Source organism: Vibrio sp. V38_P2S17PM301 (assembly GCF_009904845.1).
GTDB classification, from domain to species: domain Bacteria; phylum Pseudomonadota; class Gammaproteobacteria; order Enterobacterales; family Vibrionaceae; genus Vibrio; species Vibrio proteolyticus.
The window spans coordinates 115,739-133,043 of record NZ_WXWO01000100.1 but is presented as its reverse complement, the minus strand read 5'-3'; the positions used below and the strand labels follow the sequence as shown (position 1 = coordinate 133,043).

At 53.5% G+C, this 17,305-nt stretch carries 15 protein-coding genes; all 15 read left to right on the top strand.

Translation table 11 applies throughout. From position 1 onward, the window contains the following. The first annotated feature begins 249 nt into the window (after positions 1 to 249). The 15 genes from CAG64_RS21490 to icmH all read left to right on the top strand — a co-directional run bounded on the left by CAG64_RS21490 (position 250) and on the right by icmH (position 17,304). Positions 250 to 1,635 (top strand): type VI secretion system protein TssA, encoded by a 1,386-nt coding sequence (locus tag CAG64_RS21490; protein WP_161457848.1) that lies wholly within the window; start codon positions 250 to 252, stop codon positions 1,633 to 1,635. A 31-nt stretch (positions 1,636 to 1,666) separates the two neighbouring features. Next, positions 1,667 to 2,185, top strand: a complete 519-nt coding sequence (locus CAG64_RS21485; protein WP_021703715.1) for an Hcp family type VI secretion system effector — start codon at positions 1,667 to 1,669, stop codon at positions 2,183 to 2,185. A 67-nt stretch (positions 2,186 to 2,252) separates the two neighbouring features. Then, entirely contained in the window at positions 2,253 to 2,762 is a 510-nt protein-coding gene (gene tssB / locus CAG64_RS21480; RefSeq protein ID WP_021703714.1) for a type VI secretion system contractile sheath small subunit, read from the top strand. Beyond that, positions 2,762 to 4,243, top strand: a complete 1,482-nt coding sequence (gene tssC, locus CAG64_RS21475) for a type VI secretion system contractile sheath large subunit (RefSeq protein WP_161457847.1) — start codon at positions 2,762 to 2,764, stop codon at positions 4,241 to 4,243. Before tssB ends, tssC begins: the two co-directional genes overlap by 1 nt. Before the next feature lie 49 nt (positions 4,244 to 4,292). Beyond that, the gene (locus tag CAG64_RS21470) at positions 4,293 to 5,654 is read left to right on the top strand and encodes a type VI secretion system contractile sheath domain-containing protein (RefSeq protein WP_161457846.1); all 1,362 of its coding nucleotides are present in this window, start codon (positions 4,293 to 4,295) and stop codon (positions 5,652 to 5,654) included. Continuing rightward, entirely contained in the window at positions 5,651 to 6,067 is a 417-nt protein-coding gene (gene tssE, locus CAG64_RS21465) for a type VI secretion system baseplate subunit TssE (protein WP_021703711.1), read from the top strand. Before CAG64_RS21470 ends, tssE begins: the two co-directional genes overlap by 4 nt. Next, the gene (gene tssF / locus CAG64_RS21460; protein WP_161457845.1) at positions 6,060 to 7,841 is read left to right on the top strand and encodes a type VI secretion system baseplate subunit TssF; all 1,782 of its coding nucleotides are present in this window, start codon (positions 6,060 to 6,062) and stop codon (positions 7,839 to 7,841) included. Before tssE ends, tssF begins: the two co-directional genes overlap by 8 nt. Then, positions 7,823 to 8,806 (top strand): type VI secretion system baseplate subunit TssG, encoded by a 984-nt coding sequence (locus CAG64_RS21455; RefSeq protein WP_161457844.1) that lies wholly within the window; start codon positions 7,823 to 7,825, stop codon positions 8,804 to 8,806. The genes tssF and CAG64_RS21455 overlap by 19 nt, the downstream gene beginning before the upstream one ends. Positions 8,807 to 8,814: 8 nt before the next feature. Further along, entirely contained in the window at positions 8,815 to 11,415 is a 2,601-nt protein-coding gene (gene tssH, locus CAG64_RS21450) for a type VI secretion system ATPase TssH (RefSeq protein ID WP_161457843.1), read from the top strand. 135 nt (positions 11,416 to 11,550) lie between these two features. Then, complete coding sequence (locus tag CAG64_RS21445; protein WP_161454438.1) at positions 11,551 to 12,717, top strand: D-alanine--D-alanine ligase family protein; 1,167 nt, start codon at positions 11,551 to 11,553, stop codon at positions 12,715 to 12,717. After that, a complete protein-coding gene (locus CAG64_RS21440; protein WP_021703706.1) occupies positions 12,714 to 13,409 on the top strand; it encodes a transporter substrate-binding domain-containing protein in 696 nt (231 codons plus the stop codon). Before CAG64_RS21445 ends, CAG64_RS21440 begins: the two co-directional genes overlap by 4 nt. 33 nt (positions 13,410 to 13,442) lie before the next feature. After that, entirely contained in the window at positions 13,443 to 14,372 is a 930-nt protein-coding gene (locus CAG64_RS21435; protein WP_161454437.1) for a type VI secretion system-associated FHA domain protein, read from the top strand. Further along, entirely contained in the window at positions 14,369 to 14,839 is a 471-nt protein-coding gene (tssJ, locus tag CAG64_RS21430; protein ID WP_021703704.1) for a type VI secretion system lipoprotein TssJ, read from the top strand. The genes CAG64_RS21435 and tssJ overlap by 4 nt, the downstream gene beginning before the upstream one ends. After that, a complete protein-coding gene (tssK, locus tag CAG64_RS21425) occupies positions 14,839 to 16,155 on the top strand; it encodes a type VI secretion system baseplate subunit TssK (protein WP_161454435.1) in 1,317 nt (438 codons plus the stop codon). The genes tssJ and tssK overlap by 1 nt, the downstream gene beginning before the upstream one ends. A 6-nt stretch (positions 16,156 to 16,161) precedes the next feature. Further along, on the top strand, positions 16,162 to 17,304 hold the full coding sequence (gene icmH, locus CAG64_RS21420) for a type IVB secretion system protein IcmH/DotU (RefSeq protein ID WP_021703702.1): 1,143 nt from the start codon (positions 16,162 to 16,164) through the stop codon (positions 17,302 to 17,304). Position 17,305: the final 1 nt, after the last annotated feature.

Genomic DNA, 17,305 nt, shown 5'->3' with positions numbered 1-17,305 from the left:
TAGTGGTTTTCTATATCACTAAATTAGAAATCACTTACATTAAATGTTGTTATCGATATATAAATTAATAGATTTTTAAAGCCGTTTATATATTCGTGTAGAAGATAAATATAAAAGTCGACGCGTATAAAGCGACAAGATGTGAAGTTAAAAATCACAGCTTGAGGGGTTCTTTTGCTCAAATTTTGACTGGGACTTGTCTAGCCAATTCACCGCGCAGATTGATAACAAAAATTACGCAGGTAAAGCATGCCGTTTTCAAAACAAAACATTGAACAACTTGTGGTTCCGATTGCGTCTGATGCCGTGTGCGGACGCTATCTCAAGCTTGATAAGAGTGCGTTTCGTCCACTGAGAAATGAATTCAATGTGGCACAAACGGCTTTGCGTAAATTGAGCCAGAACCCCAGTGAAGATGAGCTTGAAGATCTGCAAAAAGCATGTCTGGCGAGCTGGCAAACCTTGGCTGAGAGTTTGTTGAATCAGTTTGAGACCACCACACGTGATATTGAGTTGATCGCCTGGTTTATTGCCGCACAAATCTTACTGGATTCGTCGCTAAACAGCGCTGCCAACGTGTTGCAATGGCTGGCCGAGTTGGCAGAGCAACACTGGGCTTCGCTTCACCCGGTGTTGCCTGAAGAGAAACTCAAATCGACTGAGCCAGATCAGCAACAGCGTGAGCAGGCCGATGCCAAAGTGAAAGCTTTTTTCCAGCTCAACGGCGACAGCGAAGAAAGTTCGATTGTGTACGCGCCCTTATTGCAACAAGTGTTGGTGGGCAATGTTTCGTTTTACGACTATCAAAGCGCAGAGCGCAAAGGCGAAGTCAACCAGCTTAAAGCTCAGGTGTCCGCCATGGCGTTGCAGCAACGAGCGGAAATACAGCAGCGGATGGACAACACCGTGCGCTGTATTGAACAGGTTGAGCGTCTCGCTTCGGTGGTCAGCCAGCACACCCAAAATGTGGGCGTGAGCGCGGCTAACTTTGGGTTCGTCAAAGCGCTGTTTCAGCGTCTGGAGCACGCTCTCCATCAACTGACCGGGGTGAAACCGACGCCAAAAACGACGTCTGCGCCGACGGCCGTGACCTCAGAACAGCCTGAAAACAGAGTGCCGAGTGGGGCTGATGATGGCTTAACGCCTTACCAAGCCGCACAAAGTTATGTTGTTTCCGGCGCCCCGCTGAGTCTCAGTGCCGGCAACCTCGCTCAGATCGCCACCACCAATAATATGAACCGCGATCTGGCATTTCATCTTCTGCGCGAAGTCTCCGATTACTTTCGCCAGAGCGAGCCGCACAGCCCGGTGTCTTTCCTGCTTGAGAAAGCGATCCGTTGGGGGTATTTGCCTCTGCCGGAATTGTTGCAGGAGATGATGGCGGAGCAGGGCGGTGACACGTTAAGCAAAATTTTTAATGCCGCCGGGCTGAATCATCTCGACCAGGTCACGTTACCGGATGTAGAGATGCCAGCCGTCGACATTGAAAACACTTCGGTACCCGAAAAGGCTCCTCCCGTTACTGAGTCGATGAGTATTGAAGAGCATGTATCACAGACTTCCACTGCTGATACTCAATCACAACAACAAAGTGAAAGTCACGAACCTGCGGGCTCGACAGCCCTGCGTTGGTAAGTGCACATCCTACTTATAAGGAAGAACAAATATGGCAAGTATTTACATGCGTATTGATGGCGTTGACGTAAAAGGTGGCGCAACGGTTGAAGGTCTGGAAGGTAACGGCTGGTTCGCTATCTCTTCATACTCTTGGGGCGGCGTTCGCAACGTAGCAATGGATATCGGCAACGGTAACAACGCGGATTCGGGCATGGTCGCAATGAGCGAAGTGAACATGTCTAAACAGGTGGATGGCGCGTCTGAAGATCTGCTGTCTTTCCTGTTTAACCCGGGCAAAGAAGGCAAAACGGTGGAGATCGCATTCACCAAGCCAGAATCAGACGGTTCAGGTGCAAAGCTTTACTTCCAGGTGAAACTGACCAATGCACGTCTGGTTTCTTACAACGTGAGTGGCAGTGACGGTACTCAGCCTTACGAGAGCATCTCTCTGTCTTACGTTGAGATTTCTCAGAAACACAACTACGAGCTGGAAGGCGGTGAGATCAAAGATGGCGGCATCGTGACTTACAACCTGCCACAAGGCAAGTTGCTGTCAGGCTCTAAATAATATTCGCCGAAGCTCCATCTCAGATGGAGCTTCTTCCCCGATGCAAATTCTTAACTAGGACACCGTTATGGCATTGAATTCACAACATAAACGCGTCAGTAAAAACCGCGTCAGCATTACTTACGATGTTGAGACGAATGGCGCAGTCGAGACTAAAGAGCTGCCGTTCGTGGTCGGCGTGATCGGTGACTTCTCCGGCCACAAACCAGAATCGGAAAAAGTGGATCTTGAAGAGCGTGAGTTTACCGGTATCGACAAAGACAATTTTGATACCGTGATGGGCACCATCCACCCACGTCTTTCTTACAAAGTTGATAACAAACTGGCTAACGATGACAGCCAGTTTGAAGTGAATTTGAGCTTCCGCTCGATGAAAGATTTCCACCCGGAGAATCTGGTTGAACAGATTGATCCGCTGAAACAACTGGTTGAAACACGTAACCAACTGAAAGTACTGCTGAGCAAAGCGGATCGTTCGCGTGATCTGGAGCGTTTGCTGAAGGAAGTGCTGCAAAGTGCGGATGCCATCCAAGGGCTTGCGCAGGAACTGGGTCTGGAAAAAGAGGGAGCGGAATAATGTCTGTTGAACAACAAACCGCCACGCAGGGCGCGGCGGAAGCTGAAACGTCACTGAGTTTTCTGGATCGGGCGATCTCAGCCACGGCGCAAACGCCGGTGGACACCACCAAAGAACTGCTGAGCATTCTGACGTCTCAGGTGATGGAAGGCACAGTGACCTGGGATAAAAACCTCACTCTGACGATTGAAAAAGCCATCAACGCGCTGGATGCAAAGATCTCAGAGCAGCTTTCTTCAGTGATGCAAAACAACGACTTTCAGAAACTGGAAGGTACCTGGTTGGGTCTGCAGAAACTGGTAAAGAACAGCGAACTCGGCCCGGATCTGAAGATCAAGCTGGCCGATTACACCAAAGACGAGCTATTGGAGCAGTTCGAAGACGCGCCAGCGATCGATCGCAGCCGCTTTTTCACTATGGTGTATCAGGAGGAGTTCGGCACTGCGGGCGGGCAACCATACGGTGCACTGCTGGGTGACTACGAGTTTGGCTACGGTGACGAAGATGTGGCGCTGCTACGGTACATGGGCGAGGTGGCGTCTGCTTCTCACGCGCCATTCATTGCCGCGGCGAATGCCAGCATGTTCGATTTTAACTCGTTTGCCACGTTTGCCGACGGTAAACCCGTTGCGGCGGGTTTCGACTCCCCGGCTTACGCCAGCTGGAATGCTTTCCGCGCCAGTGATGACTCGCGCTATGTCGCATTGACGCTGCCAAAAACCATGGCTCGCCTGCCGTACGGTGCAGCGACGGTGCCAGTGAAATCGTTCGACTTTGAAGAGCTGAAAACCCGTGAAAATGGCCAGCAAATCGTCACATCAGACAGCGACTTTGTCTGGAGCAATGCGGCGTATGACTTCGGTCTGCTGCTGACTCAGGCTTACACCCAGTACGGCTGGTGTACCGCGATTCGCGGCACGGAAAACGGCGGTAAAGTCGAAAATCTGCCGAACTTCACCTACTACTCCGACGCGGGTGATTTACTGCAGCAGTGTCCGACACAGGTCAACCTGACCGATGAGCGTGAGAAAGAGCTCAGCGATCTCGGCTTCTTGCCGCTGGTGCACTACAAAAACACCAACTATGCAGTGTTCATGGGCGCACAGACCACACAGAAACCGAAGACATACGCCGACGCCGATGCGACGGCGAATGCGGCAATTTCAGCCCGTCTGCCATACACCATGGCCAGCAGCCGTATCGCTCAATACCTCAAAGTGATGGGGCGTGATCGTATTGGCTCAAACCTGGATCCAAACGATGTTGAGAAAGATCTCAACACCTGGATTCATCAATACGTGAACCCGAATGCCATCGGCAATGAAGCCAAAGCGCGTCATCCGCTGGTGGAAGCCAAGGTCACGGTGGAAGAGCAGGCCGGCCGTCCGGGAGCCTACTCGGCAGTGGCTTACCTGCGTCCATGGTTACAAATGGAAGAGCTGACTACCTCATTGCGTATGGTAGCCAACATTCCGGGTTAATCCGATTCGGAGGCTACCCCGCCTCCGAATGTTTTAAATTGAGCAGTCGATGAAAACACACCCTCAGAACACAGCGATTCCACCGTTGCTTGCGAACCTGGCTTGGCAGGAACTGATGACGTGTGCCAGAGATGATTCGACTGCTCAATTCAAAGCACGTCTGATCGCGCTAATCGCCCAACTGGACAGCGCGATCAGTGAGCAGTTATCCGCCGTAATCCAAGCGCCGCAATTTAAGCAGCTTGAAGCGTCGTGGCAGGGATTAACGTCACTGACCTCGCTGCCGGTGTCGCAGCGACGGGTCAAAGTCAAACTGCTGGATTTAAGCTGGGATCGGGTTTCAAACGATCTCAATTATTCGTTCGATCTTAAACAGAGCGCTCTGTACAAAAAACTGTATGCCAACGAGTTTGATACTGCAGGGGGCACGCCTTTTGGCTTGGTGATGGTCGATCACCAGGTAACGTCAGATTATGGCGATGAGCTGGGCTATGACGATTTGTACACGCTGCAACTGTTGTCAGAGCTGGGAGAGCTGGCCTTATGTCCGATGGTCATGGGCGTGGATGAAGACTTTTTTGGTGACGATCAAAGCCGCCAGTTGCACGACAGTGCCAGAGCCGAACGCATCCTCAACAGTCGTGATTTTACCTCATGGCAATTGCTGCGCGACAAACCATCGGCACGCTTTCTTTACCTGGTGTTGCCGGAATATTTGCAGCGACCACCTTATCAGCAGTACCCCGCAGGTTTTCTGTTTAATGAGCCTCAGGGCAAAGAGCATGCGCTGTGGGGCAACAGCGCCTACCTGCTGACCAGCAACGTGATCCGGGAGTTTGATCGCATCAGCTGGTTTGGTTTTCTGCGCTCGTACGATGAATTCGCGTCGTATGGCGCCATCGTAGCGGGGGCAGAATCGGTGCAGGCCAAAGTTGACCTCTACAGCGAAGAAGACGGGTTTTGGGCGAATCAGGGATTTGTGCCGCTGACCAGCCTGTACCTGAGTGGTCACAAAGGTTTTTTCAGCAATCAGTCGGTGTGGCGCGCGCCAGACGATGCTGCGCGTCAGCTTGGTATGTTGCAGACCAACCTGATGGCGTGCCGGTTTGGTCACTATATCAAGGCTCAGATACGTGACCAGATCGGCCGTTATGACAGTGCGGAAGATTGCAAGCGCAGCCTGGAGCGTTGGTTGCAGAACTACATCAGTGAAGTGGATTACGGTGAAGACTCGATCATGGCGCGTTATCCGCTCAAGTCCAGTCAGGTACGCATTGAAGAACTGCCACAGGATCGCACCCGTTATCGCTGCGACATCATGCTTCAGCCGCAATATCAGTACGAAATGATGGATGCCCAGGTGGTTCTGACCACCTCGGTGTCTGGTCTGGAGATCGGAGAGAACGCATGAGCATGATGGCCAAATTAACACAGACCTGGAACGACGACATCGACAGTGTGCGCGATGCGATTGTCGACAACGTCTGCACCTTGATTTCCAGCCGGGCACCGATCTGGCCCACGGATCACAATGGCGCTGAAGGCACCATTACCAATCTGGGTATGCGCAATCTGGCACGTTCTCAGAGCAAATCCAACAGCGATGTGATTGTGGCCGAAATTGCCAGCCTGATCCGCCTGTACGAACCGCGTCTCAGCCAGGTTGAGATTGAAGTTCAGGAGATTAAATCGGCTCAGAACCAATTGTGTTTCCGCCTTTCGGCGGTGGTGCACTCTGAGCTGGGTGAAGAAGCGATTGTGCTGGATTCATTTTTGGATCTCAGCAGTAACAAATTAGATGTAAGGAAATCGAATCTTGTCTGATTCTCTGCTCTCGTATTTTGAACAGGAACTGCGCTTCATCCGTGATGAGGCCACTCAGTTTTCCGCGCGCCATCCGGGCGCGGCGCGTGCGATCGGGATCCGCAAAGACAGCATCGATGATCCACAAATCGCCCGTCTGGTGGAAAGTGTCGCATTGCTCAACGGGCGTTTGCAGCAGCGGTTAGATGATTCGTTCCCGGAGCTGACCGAAAGTCTGGTCAGTTTATTGTTTCCGCATTATCTGCGTCCGGTGCCGTCTTACACTGTGCTGGATTTCGATATTGCGCCGGACGCCAGCGCGGTGCACCGCGTTCCGGCAGGCACAGAGTTTGAACTGGCCGACGAGCAGGGCAACAGCGCAATATTCCGCTCGACCCAAAACGTGGAGTTGCTGCCGGTATCCATTCGCAGTGCTGAAGTGGCATTTGCCCCGTTTGAACTGAACAAACCGCTCGGTGCCGAGAACGCCAAGGCGATGATTGAACTGACCATCGCGGCCACAGACGAGGGCTTTGACTTGTCGGCACTGGATATTACAACTCTGAGCCTGCACCTCAAAGGGGACAGCCATTTCGTCCTGCGTTTGTATGATCTGCTCTCGCACGGTACGGCTCAGGTACGGATCTGTGACCATCAGACCAGTGTGGACCTTGGAGCGAAAGCACTGCGTCCGGTGGGCTTTGACGCCGAAGACACGGTTCTTCCGTATCAGGCGGCCAGCTTTGGTGGGTTTAAGCTCCTGACTGAATTTTTCATGTTTCCTGAACGTTTTCATGGTTTTCGTCTGGATGTGCGAGACGCCTTGCCACGCATGACAGGCAGCGAATTCCGGGTTCAGGTTTTCGTCGAAGAGTTGAGTGTTGAGTTGTCCCGGACGTTAAACGCGCAGCATTTCTCACTGTTTTCGACACCACTGGTGAACTTGCATCGGCAAGAATCCGAGCCGATGCCGATCGATTTTTTTCACAAACAATACCCCATTCATCTCGATGCCAGTCAGGGGAAAGTGTTGGAACTGTTCTCTGTGGATCAGGTGCTGGATGTGACCAGTGGTGACCCCGTCTGTGTGCCGCAGATATACAGCGAAAAATTTGACCGGGCTGACACCGGGTTACGCTGGCAACTGGTGCAGAACATTCATGAACGTGGTGTGCTCGACAGCAGCCTCAAAGTCGCGGATCCGCAGCATCATCACGCCACAGGCTCACCGCGTGTGTGGCAGGTCAGCGCCACCGCGACGGATGGCGTGCGCGCCGGTTCGCTGCCTGTGAACAGTCACGTGACCTGCCGTGAGTCACTGACTATTCCAGCGCGTATGCAATTGCTGCGTCGCCCGTCGTTGCCGGTCAGAAGTCGCGATGCCAACAAAAATGTGTGGGCGCTATTGTGTCACCTGCATTTTAACTATCACGCGATACTCGGCACCGACAATCCGACGGAGACACTGAAAAACGTGTTTGATCTCTACAACCATAACCAGAGTGCGCAAAACCATCTGTACATCGACTCGGTCCAGAAGATCGAACAAGAGCAGGTCGTTGCGCCGATCCGGGTGTCGGGGAAAACCTGTTTTGCTTACGGGACCAAGATCATAGTGACTCTCGCGCCGGCCAATGTGAACGGTGGCATCGCGTTGTTCAGTCACTTGCTGGATCATTTTTTCGCCTACTTTGCCGGATTTAACAGTTTTACGCAGGTGGATATCTGTCTTGAAGGTCAGGACGGGGTATTTATGGCCTTTCCAAGGAGAACCGGATGCAAGAATCTGCTGTAAATCGTCTGCTGAGCGGCCAGTTTAACGTCGCGTTGGAAAAAGCCTGGCAGGTATTTAAGCATCAGGCGCAGTTGGCGGGACGTCGTCCGCAAGTGCGCTTCAGTGCGGAGTGGCTACCGGCCTACTACCACAGTGAAGTCACGGCGGTGGAGGTTGATGCGCCATCGGGCTACATCCTGAAAACTTCGTTGCCGGCGCTGTCGGGCTGTCAAAGTACCATGCCTCGCGCACTGTTTAAGGAGGCGCTCAGTGCGCACTTTGACCTGGGTGAGCAGGCGCCGCTGGACTTTTTTGACACCTTTAATAACCGCTATTTCCGCCTCTATTGTCAGGTGCAGACGAAACACGACTTGACCGCGCAAATCGAGGAAGCGTCATTTCGCTGGAATCAGCATCGTCTGTCGATCACCGCCATGTTGGCGAATCTGGCCGGACAAAGTGGGGATGACGCGCCGATCCCGGTCAGTCATCTGATTCAATACACCGGCTTGCTGGGGATGAAGCTGACGTGCCCGCTGACACTCAAAGCGCTGCTGGAAGATTACTTTGCAGCCGAGTTTGCTATTGAACGCAGTGAACTGGAGTACTTGCCACTGACGCCATGCTCTCTGACACAGATTGGCGGCGCGGGGCAAAATCGTCAGCTCGGCATGGGGGCGCTGGTGGGCAAAACCACGCCGATGGCCGGACAGAAACTGAACATCAAAATCTGCCCCAAGGATTACAACCATTATCTGGCGATACGTCACGACAAGGCCATGATTCGGGCGTTGGACCATCTGGTGCGCAGCTACATGGGCGTCAACACCAAATACGCGTTGTACATGAAAGTAAATAGCCAGTATTTGCCGCGAGTACGGCTGTCTTCACACAGTGACAGCGCGCTGCGCATTGGCCAGTCGGCCTGGATGAACAATCAAACCAATCGCCGGCAATTTGTCGAAATGCCGCTGACCTTAAGTTAGGAAAGACCATGATCAATATTGAACTGCAAAGCCTGGTCAAAAGGCTGACCCCAGAGCTCAAAAGCGCCCTTGAGGCTGCGGCGGGTGAGTGTGTCAGTCGCGGCCATTTTGCCATTGAGCCGCAACACTGGTTTTTGCCGCTGTTGCAACAAGCGAAAGGCTGGGAAAGTGCTCTGGTACAAGCGTCGCTTGCCAAAGAGCCGCTGCTTGAAGGGCTCAGCGATCATCTGTCCGGATTGCCACGTGGCAATGATGCCTCGCCATCGTTATCTCCCCAGCTGGTCGAGTTGTTGAAAGACGCCTGGATGATTGCGTCACTCAACCAGCAACAACTGAGCGTGAATGAGTTTCATCTGCTGATGGTCCTGAAGCAGCGTCTCGATCAGGGTGCGTATAACGGCTTACTTAGCCAGTGGGTCGCCATGTTGTCGTCAGAATGGCTGCGCAGCCAGTCGCTGGCCATCAGTGTGCCGGGTGAGCGTTCAATCGATAGTGCGATACCAGCTCAGGGAGAGGCGGCGACCCCGGCACTGGACAAATATTCGCAGAACCTGACACAAGCTGCGCGCGATGGCCGCCTCGATCCAATTTCTGGACGCGGCGATGAAATCCGCAAAGCGATTGATATTTTGTGCCGCCGCCGTCAGAACAGCCCAATTCTGGTCGGTGACCCAGGGGTCGGTAAAACCGCGATTGTTGAAGGTCTGGCCCAGCAAATAGTGGAGGGGAATGTCCCGCCAGCGCTGGCGAACGTGGAATTGCGGAGTCTGGATTTGTCGCTGCTTCAGGCGGGCGCCAGCATTAAAGGCGAATTTGAAAACCGCCTCAAAGACGTAATTAACGAGATCAAGCAGTCCCGCACGCCGATCATCATGTTCATTGATGAAGCGCATACCTTGATTGGGGCCGGGGGCGCCGCCGGACAAAACGATGCGGCCAACATCCTCAAACCAGCGCTTGCGCGTGGTGAGTTCCGTTCACTGGCCGCAACGACCTGGGCGGAATACAAACAGTATTTTGAATCGGACGCCGCACTGACCCGCCGTTTTCAGGTGGTGGCGGTTGGTGAGCCGAGTGAAGAAGACGCAGTACATATGCTGCGCGGTGTGAAAAAGAGTCTGGAGCAACACCACAACGTTAAAGTGATGCAGGAAGCGATCGATGCAGCAGTATCGCTGTCGGTACGCTACCTGCCGGAGCGCAAACTGCCAGACAAAGCCATCAGTCTGCTGGATACCGCATGTTCACGTATTGGCCTGAGCCAGAGCGCCACCCCGCGTCAGATGGAATCCATCGCAGAACAAATTCGTTATGCCGACAACGAAATCGACACTCTAAGCCATGAAGCGGCGCTGTGGTCGATTGAACATCCACGCCTGGATGAGGCGCGCCAACGTCGTGAAGCGCTGGCTGCTCAGTATCAGGAGATTGAAGGTCGCTGGCAGCAGGAAACGCAACTGGTAGAGACGATTTTGGCGTTGCAAACCCGGCTGGATGAGCAATTTCTGGCGGGAGAGGATCTGAATACCGCCGCTGAGCGAGCGCAACTGGCGGAAAATATGGCGCAACTGCGCGACATACAGGGTGAACAGCCGCTGGTGTTACCTCAGGCGACACAGCAGACCATCGCGGAAGTGGTGGCGCTGTGGACCGGCATCCCGGTGGGCAACATGCTGAGTGCGGAAGTGAAACGCCTGATGCATCTTGAGTCACACATTGGTGAGCGCGTGATTGGTCAGGTAACGCCGATTGCAGAAATCTCTCAAGCGATTCGCATGGCGCGCGCCGGACTGACGGATCCGCGTAAACCGGTCGGTGTATTTCTGATGTGTGGCCCGAGCGGGGTCGGAAAAACCGAAACAGCTCTCGCGCTGACCGACCTTTTGTACGGCGGGGAACGCAATATCACCACCATCAATATGACCGAATTCAAAGAAGAGCACAAAGTCTCGATGCTGCTGGGATCACCCGCTGGTTACGTCGGCTATGGCAAAGGCGGGGTGCTGACCGAAGCTGTCCGCAAAAACCCGTATTCCGTATTGCTGCTGGATGAAATGGAAAAAGCCCATCCGGGCGTGCACGACATTTTCTACCAGATCTTCGACAAAGGCTCTATTTCGGACAGCGAAGGCCGTGAAATAGATTTCCGTAACACCATCATCATCATGACGTCGAACGCGGCGGACAGTGCGGTGGTGAATGCCTGCGTAAACGGCCGTCCTTCGATTCCGCAACTGACCCAGGCAATCTTTCCCGAGTTGCAGCAATTCTTCAAACCTGCGTTTTTGGGCCGTGCGACCATTGTACCGTACTTCCCACTCAATGATGAGGAGATGGCGCAAATCGCGACCTTGTCACTCAAGCGGATCCGCAAACGGGTTGCTGAGCATTACGGCGCCCGTTTTGACTATCAGCCGGAGGTCGTTGAGCAGTTGGTTGCCATGAACCAGTCTCCGGAAACTGGTGCTCGTGCGGTGGAGCAATTGATCAACCGACAACTGATGCCGGAGCTGGCCAACCAATGCATTGTTCGCATGAGTGAAAACAAGCCCGTTCAGGCCGTCTTGGTTACGGTGGAAGAGGGCCGTTTCGAGATTCACATTGACTGACGGAGTGTGGATGGCGAGCCATCCGCATCAGCAAACACAACTCCAATACAAACAATAACCAGAATACCAATTGCTGCCACCGCCGACCTTAAGTGTCCGGCTCATTGAGCAGCACAAACGACAGGTATAAAGGACATGACGCACGCGGTTTTTTCGCCAACACAACTGGAGTGGATCCGCCAACATCTCAAGGTGGCGGTCATTCATGGCGGGGACAAGTCCCACACCAGCGGTTTTATTTTTGAAAACCTCAGCCCGCGCTCGAGTAAAACCTACGCCGCGGTGGCGCACGATATCGCCTGTGCACTGATGGAGTCCGGTTTTCAACACGTCGAGGTGTTGGCTGAAGACATCGAGTTGGCGCAGCAGTTGCGGGAAAAGCAGATCGATCTGGTGATCACCAACAGCGGTGGTCTGCAAGGATTCGATGCCATGTGTCATTTGCCGTCGACCCTAGAGATGCTTGGGGTGCCTTACGTCGGACATTCGCCAATGACCGCCGGTGTGCTCGACAACAAGCATCTGTTCAAGCATGAGATCACTGCTGCCGGTCTGCCGACGGCGCCGTTTGTCACGGTGGGGATCGATGAAGCGTTTGAGGCGCCGGACAAACAGGCTGCCATTGATGCCATTGCCGGGCGTTTCAACGATGGCTTTATTGTGAAACCGGTCTCCGGACGCGCTTCGATTCACGTCTATCCGGTGTTTGACCGCCGGGAGCTGGCAGCCGTAGTAGAAAAAGTGCGGCTGGCGACCAGCCACACGGTGATGATAGAGCCGTTTCTTGCCGGACGTGAATTTGTGGTCGCGGTAGCGGGTGAGTATGTATTCAAAGAGGGTCGATTAACCCAGTCTTCAACACCGCTGGCATTTTCGATCACCGAGAGGTTGCTGGCAGCGGATGAGCCCATCTTTACCTCTATGGACGTAAAGCCTATCACTCAAGATCGCCTAGTGGCGGTTGACGAGGAACCGCTGCGTAGCCAACTGGCGGTGATTGGTCAAAAGATTTTCCGTCAGCTTGGGCTACAAACTCTGGTTCGCGTAGACCTGCGTATGGACACACGCGGCCAGTTATACGTGCTGGAAACCAATCCGAAGCCTGATTTGAAACGTCCGCAAGGCAATCAGATTAGCTTGGTTTGCCATGATCTGGCCCGGGAAGGGATGAGTTACACCGATTTAGTGCAATCACTGGTGTTTAACCGTTTGTCGTTCCTCAAAGCGCAGCGGCCGCTCGCGGTGGCGCATTGTCTTACGGCGCAGTTTGATGCGCTGTATGAGGTTCAGGAGGGGTCATGAGTAAGCGTATTGGGGTACTTCTGACGTGTCTGACGGTCAGCCAGAGTGCACTGGCGGACAGCCGTCCTGAACGCCTACTGCTGGCGACTCAAGAGTGGTTCCCATACCAGTATCAGGTCAACGGCGTAATGAAAGGGCCGGGCATCGACAAAGTGAAATGCGTGATGCGGGTGATGCAACAGCCGTATCAGTTGACCATGACCAAGTGGGACAAGGCGCAACTGCAAACGGAGGTAGGCTCTCAGCACGGCTTCTTTCTGGCGTCACACAACAGCAAACGCGATGAATACGCCGTGTACTCAGATGCCCTGGCGGATCAGAAGTGGAGTTGGTTCTCGCTCTCGGAAGCCTCTGAAATCAACAGTTCGATGTTTAAGCCTCAGGTTGAGGTTGCCGCGCTGTTTGGCTCCAACAAATGGTACTGGCTGCAGAAGAATGGCTATCAGGTGAGTAAAAAACCACGCACGCCCAAAGCATTGCTGGAGCTGATGCTCAACGGCGATGTTGGCGCGATCCTCGGCAACGATGCCGTCATTGAACAGACGATTAAGAAAATGGGCATCAGTTACCGGGCCATCACCCGAACCAAAATGAAGTCGCAGCCACTTGGCGTCTACTTCTCGAAAGCATTTGTCACACAGTATCCCCGTTTTCTGACGGAGTTTAACCAAGCTGCCAAGCAGTGTCGTTAACGCCGTCGCGAAATTACAGCAAAGGTAAATCATATGCCGCTATCAATCAGAATCATCAGCTCTCCAGACGGCGAAAGTATTGCGCAGTGGAATCAGGCCTTTCCAGAGGAAGGGGGCGAAATCGGTCGGGCGTTTGGTGCGACGCTGCAACTGAGCGACGCCAGTCGTGAAGTCTCTGGAACGCACGCTATCATTCGCAAAACCTCACGCGGTTATCAGATTGCGGACAACAGCACCAACGGCCTGTTTATCAACGGTTCGGATGAGCCGCTTGGCAAAGGCAATCAGTCAACACTGAGCGACGGCGACGTGTTGGATATTGGTCGTTATCGTTTGCTGGTGTCGTGTTTCATTCCGGAGAAAGCACAGGCTCAGCGATTGACGGAGGTTCCCACTGCCTCACAGTTTGGGGATGACCCGTTTCGTACCGAGCTAAGCAGCATGTCGGTTGAGCCGAGCGAACCCGAAGATCCGCAATTCACGATTTCAGATTTTGATGTGGTTGACGACGATCCGTTTCTAAGTGACGACGTCACGCGTGAACGTCAACGCCTTGGTTTCGATCTGGAGTTTCAGACTGAAGAAGATGATCCGTTGGGCGAAGAGGCTTATCAGGCATCGTTGCCAGCGACAGCGCAGGAGCCGTCTCCGTTTGAGGCGCAGCCCGTCCAGTTTGCGCTGACGGAATTTCGTAAACACGAACAGCGACTCCAGCAACAGACAGATAAAGCACTGGAAATGGCGCTGACGCGTTTGTTGGCGGACATTTCTCCGCAAGCGATGGAGTCAATGTTTGACGACCTGTCCGGAGCCGGTTTCTGGTCTCGCAAGCCTAAGTACTGGGATATGTACAAACGCTACTTCGCCCGCCAGGTCGACAACCGCGACTGGCAGGTGAAATTTCAGGCTTATTTTCATGACGCGCTACGTCTGCAACGCAATCTGGAAGGAGACAAGCAATGATGCGTCGTTTGAGTGTACTGCTACTGAGTCTGGTGTTGTCAGGTTGCAGTTTCTGGGGCGATGAGCTGGTGGTCCCACAACTGGTGGTCAACATCAAAGCGGCCTCGAACATCAACCCGAATGTGGAAGGTAAGCCATCGCCGGTGGAACTGCGCATCTACCAGTTAACCGACAGTCAGGCCTTCAACCAGGCCGATTTCATCCAGATTTATAACGACGAACAAGGCGTGTTGAAAGCCGAGCTTTTGTTAGCACGTCAATTGGCCAGTGTGCTACCCGGCGAAAGCCGTCAGGAGATTCTGCCGATGGCGGCGGGGAGCAAATACATCGGCGTGATCGCCGGCTTTGCGGATTATCGCGAGGCAAAAAATAAAGTGATTTACAAACCGCTGATTGTTAGCTCAGCGGCCATCAATATTGAGATCGACGGCATCAACCTGTCTGTATCGGGTGAAGAGGAAAAATAATGGATACCAATAAAGTCGTCTGGAGCGAAGGGATGTTTCTCTCTCCGCAACATTTCCAGCAGCAAGAGCGTTATCTGGAACACTTTGCACGCGAGTTTGCTGGCCAGATCAGCCCTCAGTCGTATGGCCTGACGCAACTTGAGCTCGACCGTTCATTACTGGATATCGGTAAAGTGTCGGTGCGCCGTGCACGAGGTATTTTTCCGGACGGAACACCGTTTGATATTCAGCACTCTCTGGTGTTAGATGTGGCGAAAAATACCCATCATAAAAAAGTCTATCTGGCGTTGCCGGTGAGCCGGCCAGGTGCCGTAGACGTCGGTGAAGACAGCCGTTTGCGTCACACTGCCAGCGAACACCCGGTATTTGATACCAGTCGTGAACACAGCGATCCAGTGCCACTGGAACTGGCGACCCTCAATATTGAACTCAAGCTGGAGGGGGATGAACTCCAGGATTACACCCTGATTGCGGTGGCGGAAATCAGTGAACACAAGTCGGAAGGAGCGGTGGTGCTCAATCAGGCCTTTATTCCGCAAAGCCTGCATTTTGGCGTATCCAGCTATCTGAAAGACTGTGTCGCCGACGTATTCGCTCAGGTGCAATACCGGGCGCGGGCCATTTCTACCCGTTTACAGGCGGAGACCAACAGCAAGAGCTATCAGGCTTTGATGCGCGATTATCTGTGGTTACAGGTTTTGGGCGTGTGGATGCCGAAACTGGAGCAATGGAACAGTGACGGGACACTGTTAACCCGCCACCTCTATCTGGAATGTGTCGCCATGGCGGGCCAGATGCAAGGGCTGGAGGGCAAAATGCCGAAGTCGTTTCCGCTTTGGAATCAGAATGACCTGTACGGGATTTTTTCCGCGGTCTTTTCTGAGCTGTTGGTGCTGCTGCGTGAAGTGCAGATCGATAACGTGACTACGTTGAAGTGGGATCGCCAGCTGTTTGTCACCCGTCGTTTGCTGCGGACTCTGGTTCAGGATCGCAGCCTCTACCATCAGGGACGCTTTATTCTGGTCGCGACGTCATCCATCGGCGCTGCGCGTCTGGGCGAAGAGTTCCCTCGTGCCACTAAGCTGGCTGGCAACAGTGATATTGCCGGTTTGGTGCGCAATGCCTTGTCGGGGGTGTCATTGCGCCATTTGCCGTATGCGCCTTCTGAGCTCAAATCCCGCCATGATGCGGCTTACTTTGAAGTGGATACCAAGTCAGAGCTGTGGCAGTCACTGGTAAAGAAAGACGAAGCGATCGCGCTGCATATCGATGAGCGGATTGAAGACATCAACGTTGAATTTCATGTGATCAGGTAGGTAGTTGTGGCAGGACTTTTTAACGAAGAACCCACGGTTCAAATCCGCCGAGTAGCGGGTAATCCGACGCAAACACAGCGGGTAGCCAAAACCAGTCAGGCAGACATTTCTGGTACCGAGCGCCTGATTGAAAGTCTCGCGGTGTACGGCAGTCCGCTGCTCAATGCCGCGACCGAATTACTCGGGATTCTGGTGACCGTCCCGCGCCAGGGATCGCCACGGGATATAGATCGCTTCCGGCAGAAACTGCTGGATGCCATCGCCCTGTTTCGCCAGCGCGGGCTGTATCTGGAATACCACCCGAGCATCGTCGAGAAAAGTTGTTTTGTACTGTGCGCGGCATTTGACGAAGCGATTCTCTACACCGCGTGGGGAGAGCGGGCACGCTGGGAAAACCATTCTCTGCTGAGCAAAGTGTTTTCACAGCGCAACGGAGGTGAAGCTTTCTTCGCCTTACTGGACAAGGCCAGCCAGCAGCCGGGCAAACTGGTCGACTTTCTTGAGCTGCAATATGTGTTGCTGATGCTCGGCTTTAAAGGTCGTTATCGCCATGACGACGAGAGCCCGTTGCACGAAATTAAGTCTGATGTGTATGCCCTGATCCGCCACTACCGCAGTGAGAGCGCGTTGCCGGTACCGCGAACCCCCGAACTGATTGAGGGTAAGCAGCCCTGGCGCATGCTGAGTATGGGCAAAACGCTGGCGTTGGCCACGCTGATTGCTGCCGCAGGTTATGGTGCCTCTGAGTACTGGTACTACAACCGCAGCCAGCCGATTTTGCAGCAGTTCAGTACTATTGACATGTCTGGGGTGAACCTCCGGCAGGCCGATCAGGATCTGGTTTATGTCAGTACCGAAGAAGACATCGGCCATGTGCGCCCGGAACTGAGCAACGCAGTAGCAACACCGCAGAGCACGACCCGTCCACAGTGGGACATTGTTCTGGCTGTATTTTCCCGTGCCGACGATGCCGCGCGGCTTGCCTCTGAACTTAAACAAGGCGGATACGATTCCTATACCCGCGAAACGTCACACGGCATCGAGTTGTTTATTCGCGCGGGAGACAATCTGGCTGTGATTCGCAAGCTGAAGAATGAGCTCAATGTTCGCTTTGACCTCAACGCGACGATAAGAAGAGCGCAGAAATAAT

Bases quoted from the DNA above. Each gene is read 5' to 3' on its own strand.
- CAG64_RS21490 (WP_161457848.1), top strand. From the start codon at position 250: ATGCCGTTTTCAAAACAAAACATTGAACAACTTGTGGTTCCGATTGCG.
- CAG64_RS21485 (WP_021703715.1), top strand. From the start codon at position 1,667: ATGGCAAGTATTTACATGCGTATTGATGGCGTTGACGTAAAAGGTGGC.
- tssB (WP_021703714.1), top strand. From the start codon at position 2,253: ATGGCATTGAATTCACAACATAAACGCGTCAGTAAAAACCGCGTCAGC.
- tssC (WP_161457847.1), top strand. From the start codon at position 2,762: ATGTCTGTTGAACAACAAACCGCCACGCAGGGCGCGGCGGAAGCTGAA.
- CAG64_RS21470 (WP_161457846.1), top strand. From the start codon at position 4,293: ATGAAAACACACCCTCAGAACACAGCGATTCCACCGTTGCTTGCGAAC.
- tssE (WP_021703711.1), top strand. From the start codon at position 5,651: ATGAGCATGATGGCCAAATTAACACAGACCTGGAACGACGACATCGAC.
- CAG64_RS21455 (WP_161457844.1), top strand. From the start codon at position 7,823: ATGCAAGAATCTGCTGTAAATCGTCTGCTGAGCGGCCAGTTTAACGTC.
- tssH (WP_161457843.1), top strand. From the start codon at position 8,815: ATGATCAATATTGAACTGCAAAGCCTGGTCAAAAGGCTGACCCCAGAG.
- CAG64_RS21445 (WP_161454438.1), top strand. From the start codon at position 11,551: ATGACGCACGCGGTTTTTTCGCCAACACAACTGGAGTGGATCCGCCAA.
- CAG64_RS21440 (WP_021703706.1), top strand. From the start codon at position 12,714: ATGAGTAAGCGTATTGGGGTACTTCTGACGTGTCTGACGGTCAGCCAG.
- CAG64_RS21435 (WP_161454437.1), top strand. From the start codon at position 13,443: ATGCCGCTATCAATCAGAATCATCAGCTCTCCAGACGGCGAAAGTATT.
- tssJ (WP_021703704.1), top strand. From the start codon at position 14,369: ATGATGCGTCGTTTGAGTGTACTGCTACTGAGTCTGGTGTTGTCAGGT.
- tssK (WP_161454435.1), top strand. From the start codon at position 14,839: ATGGATACCAATAAAGTCGTCTGGAGCGAAGGGATGTTTCTCTCTCCG.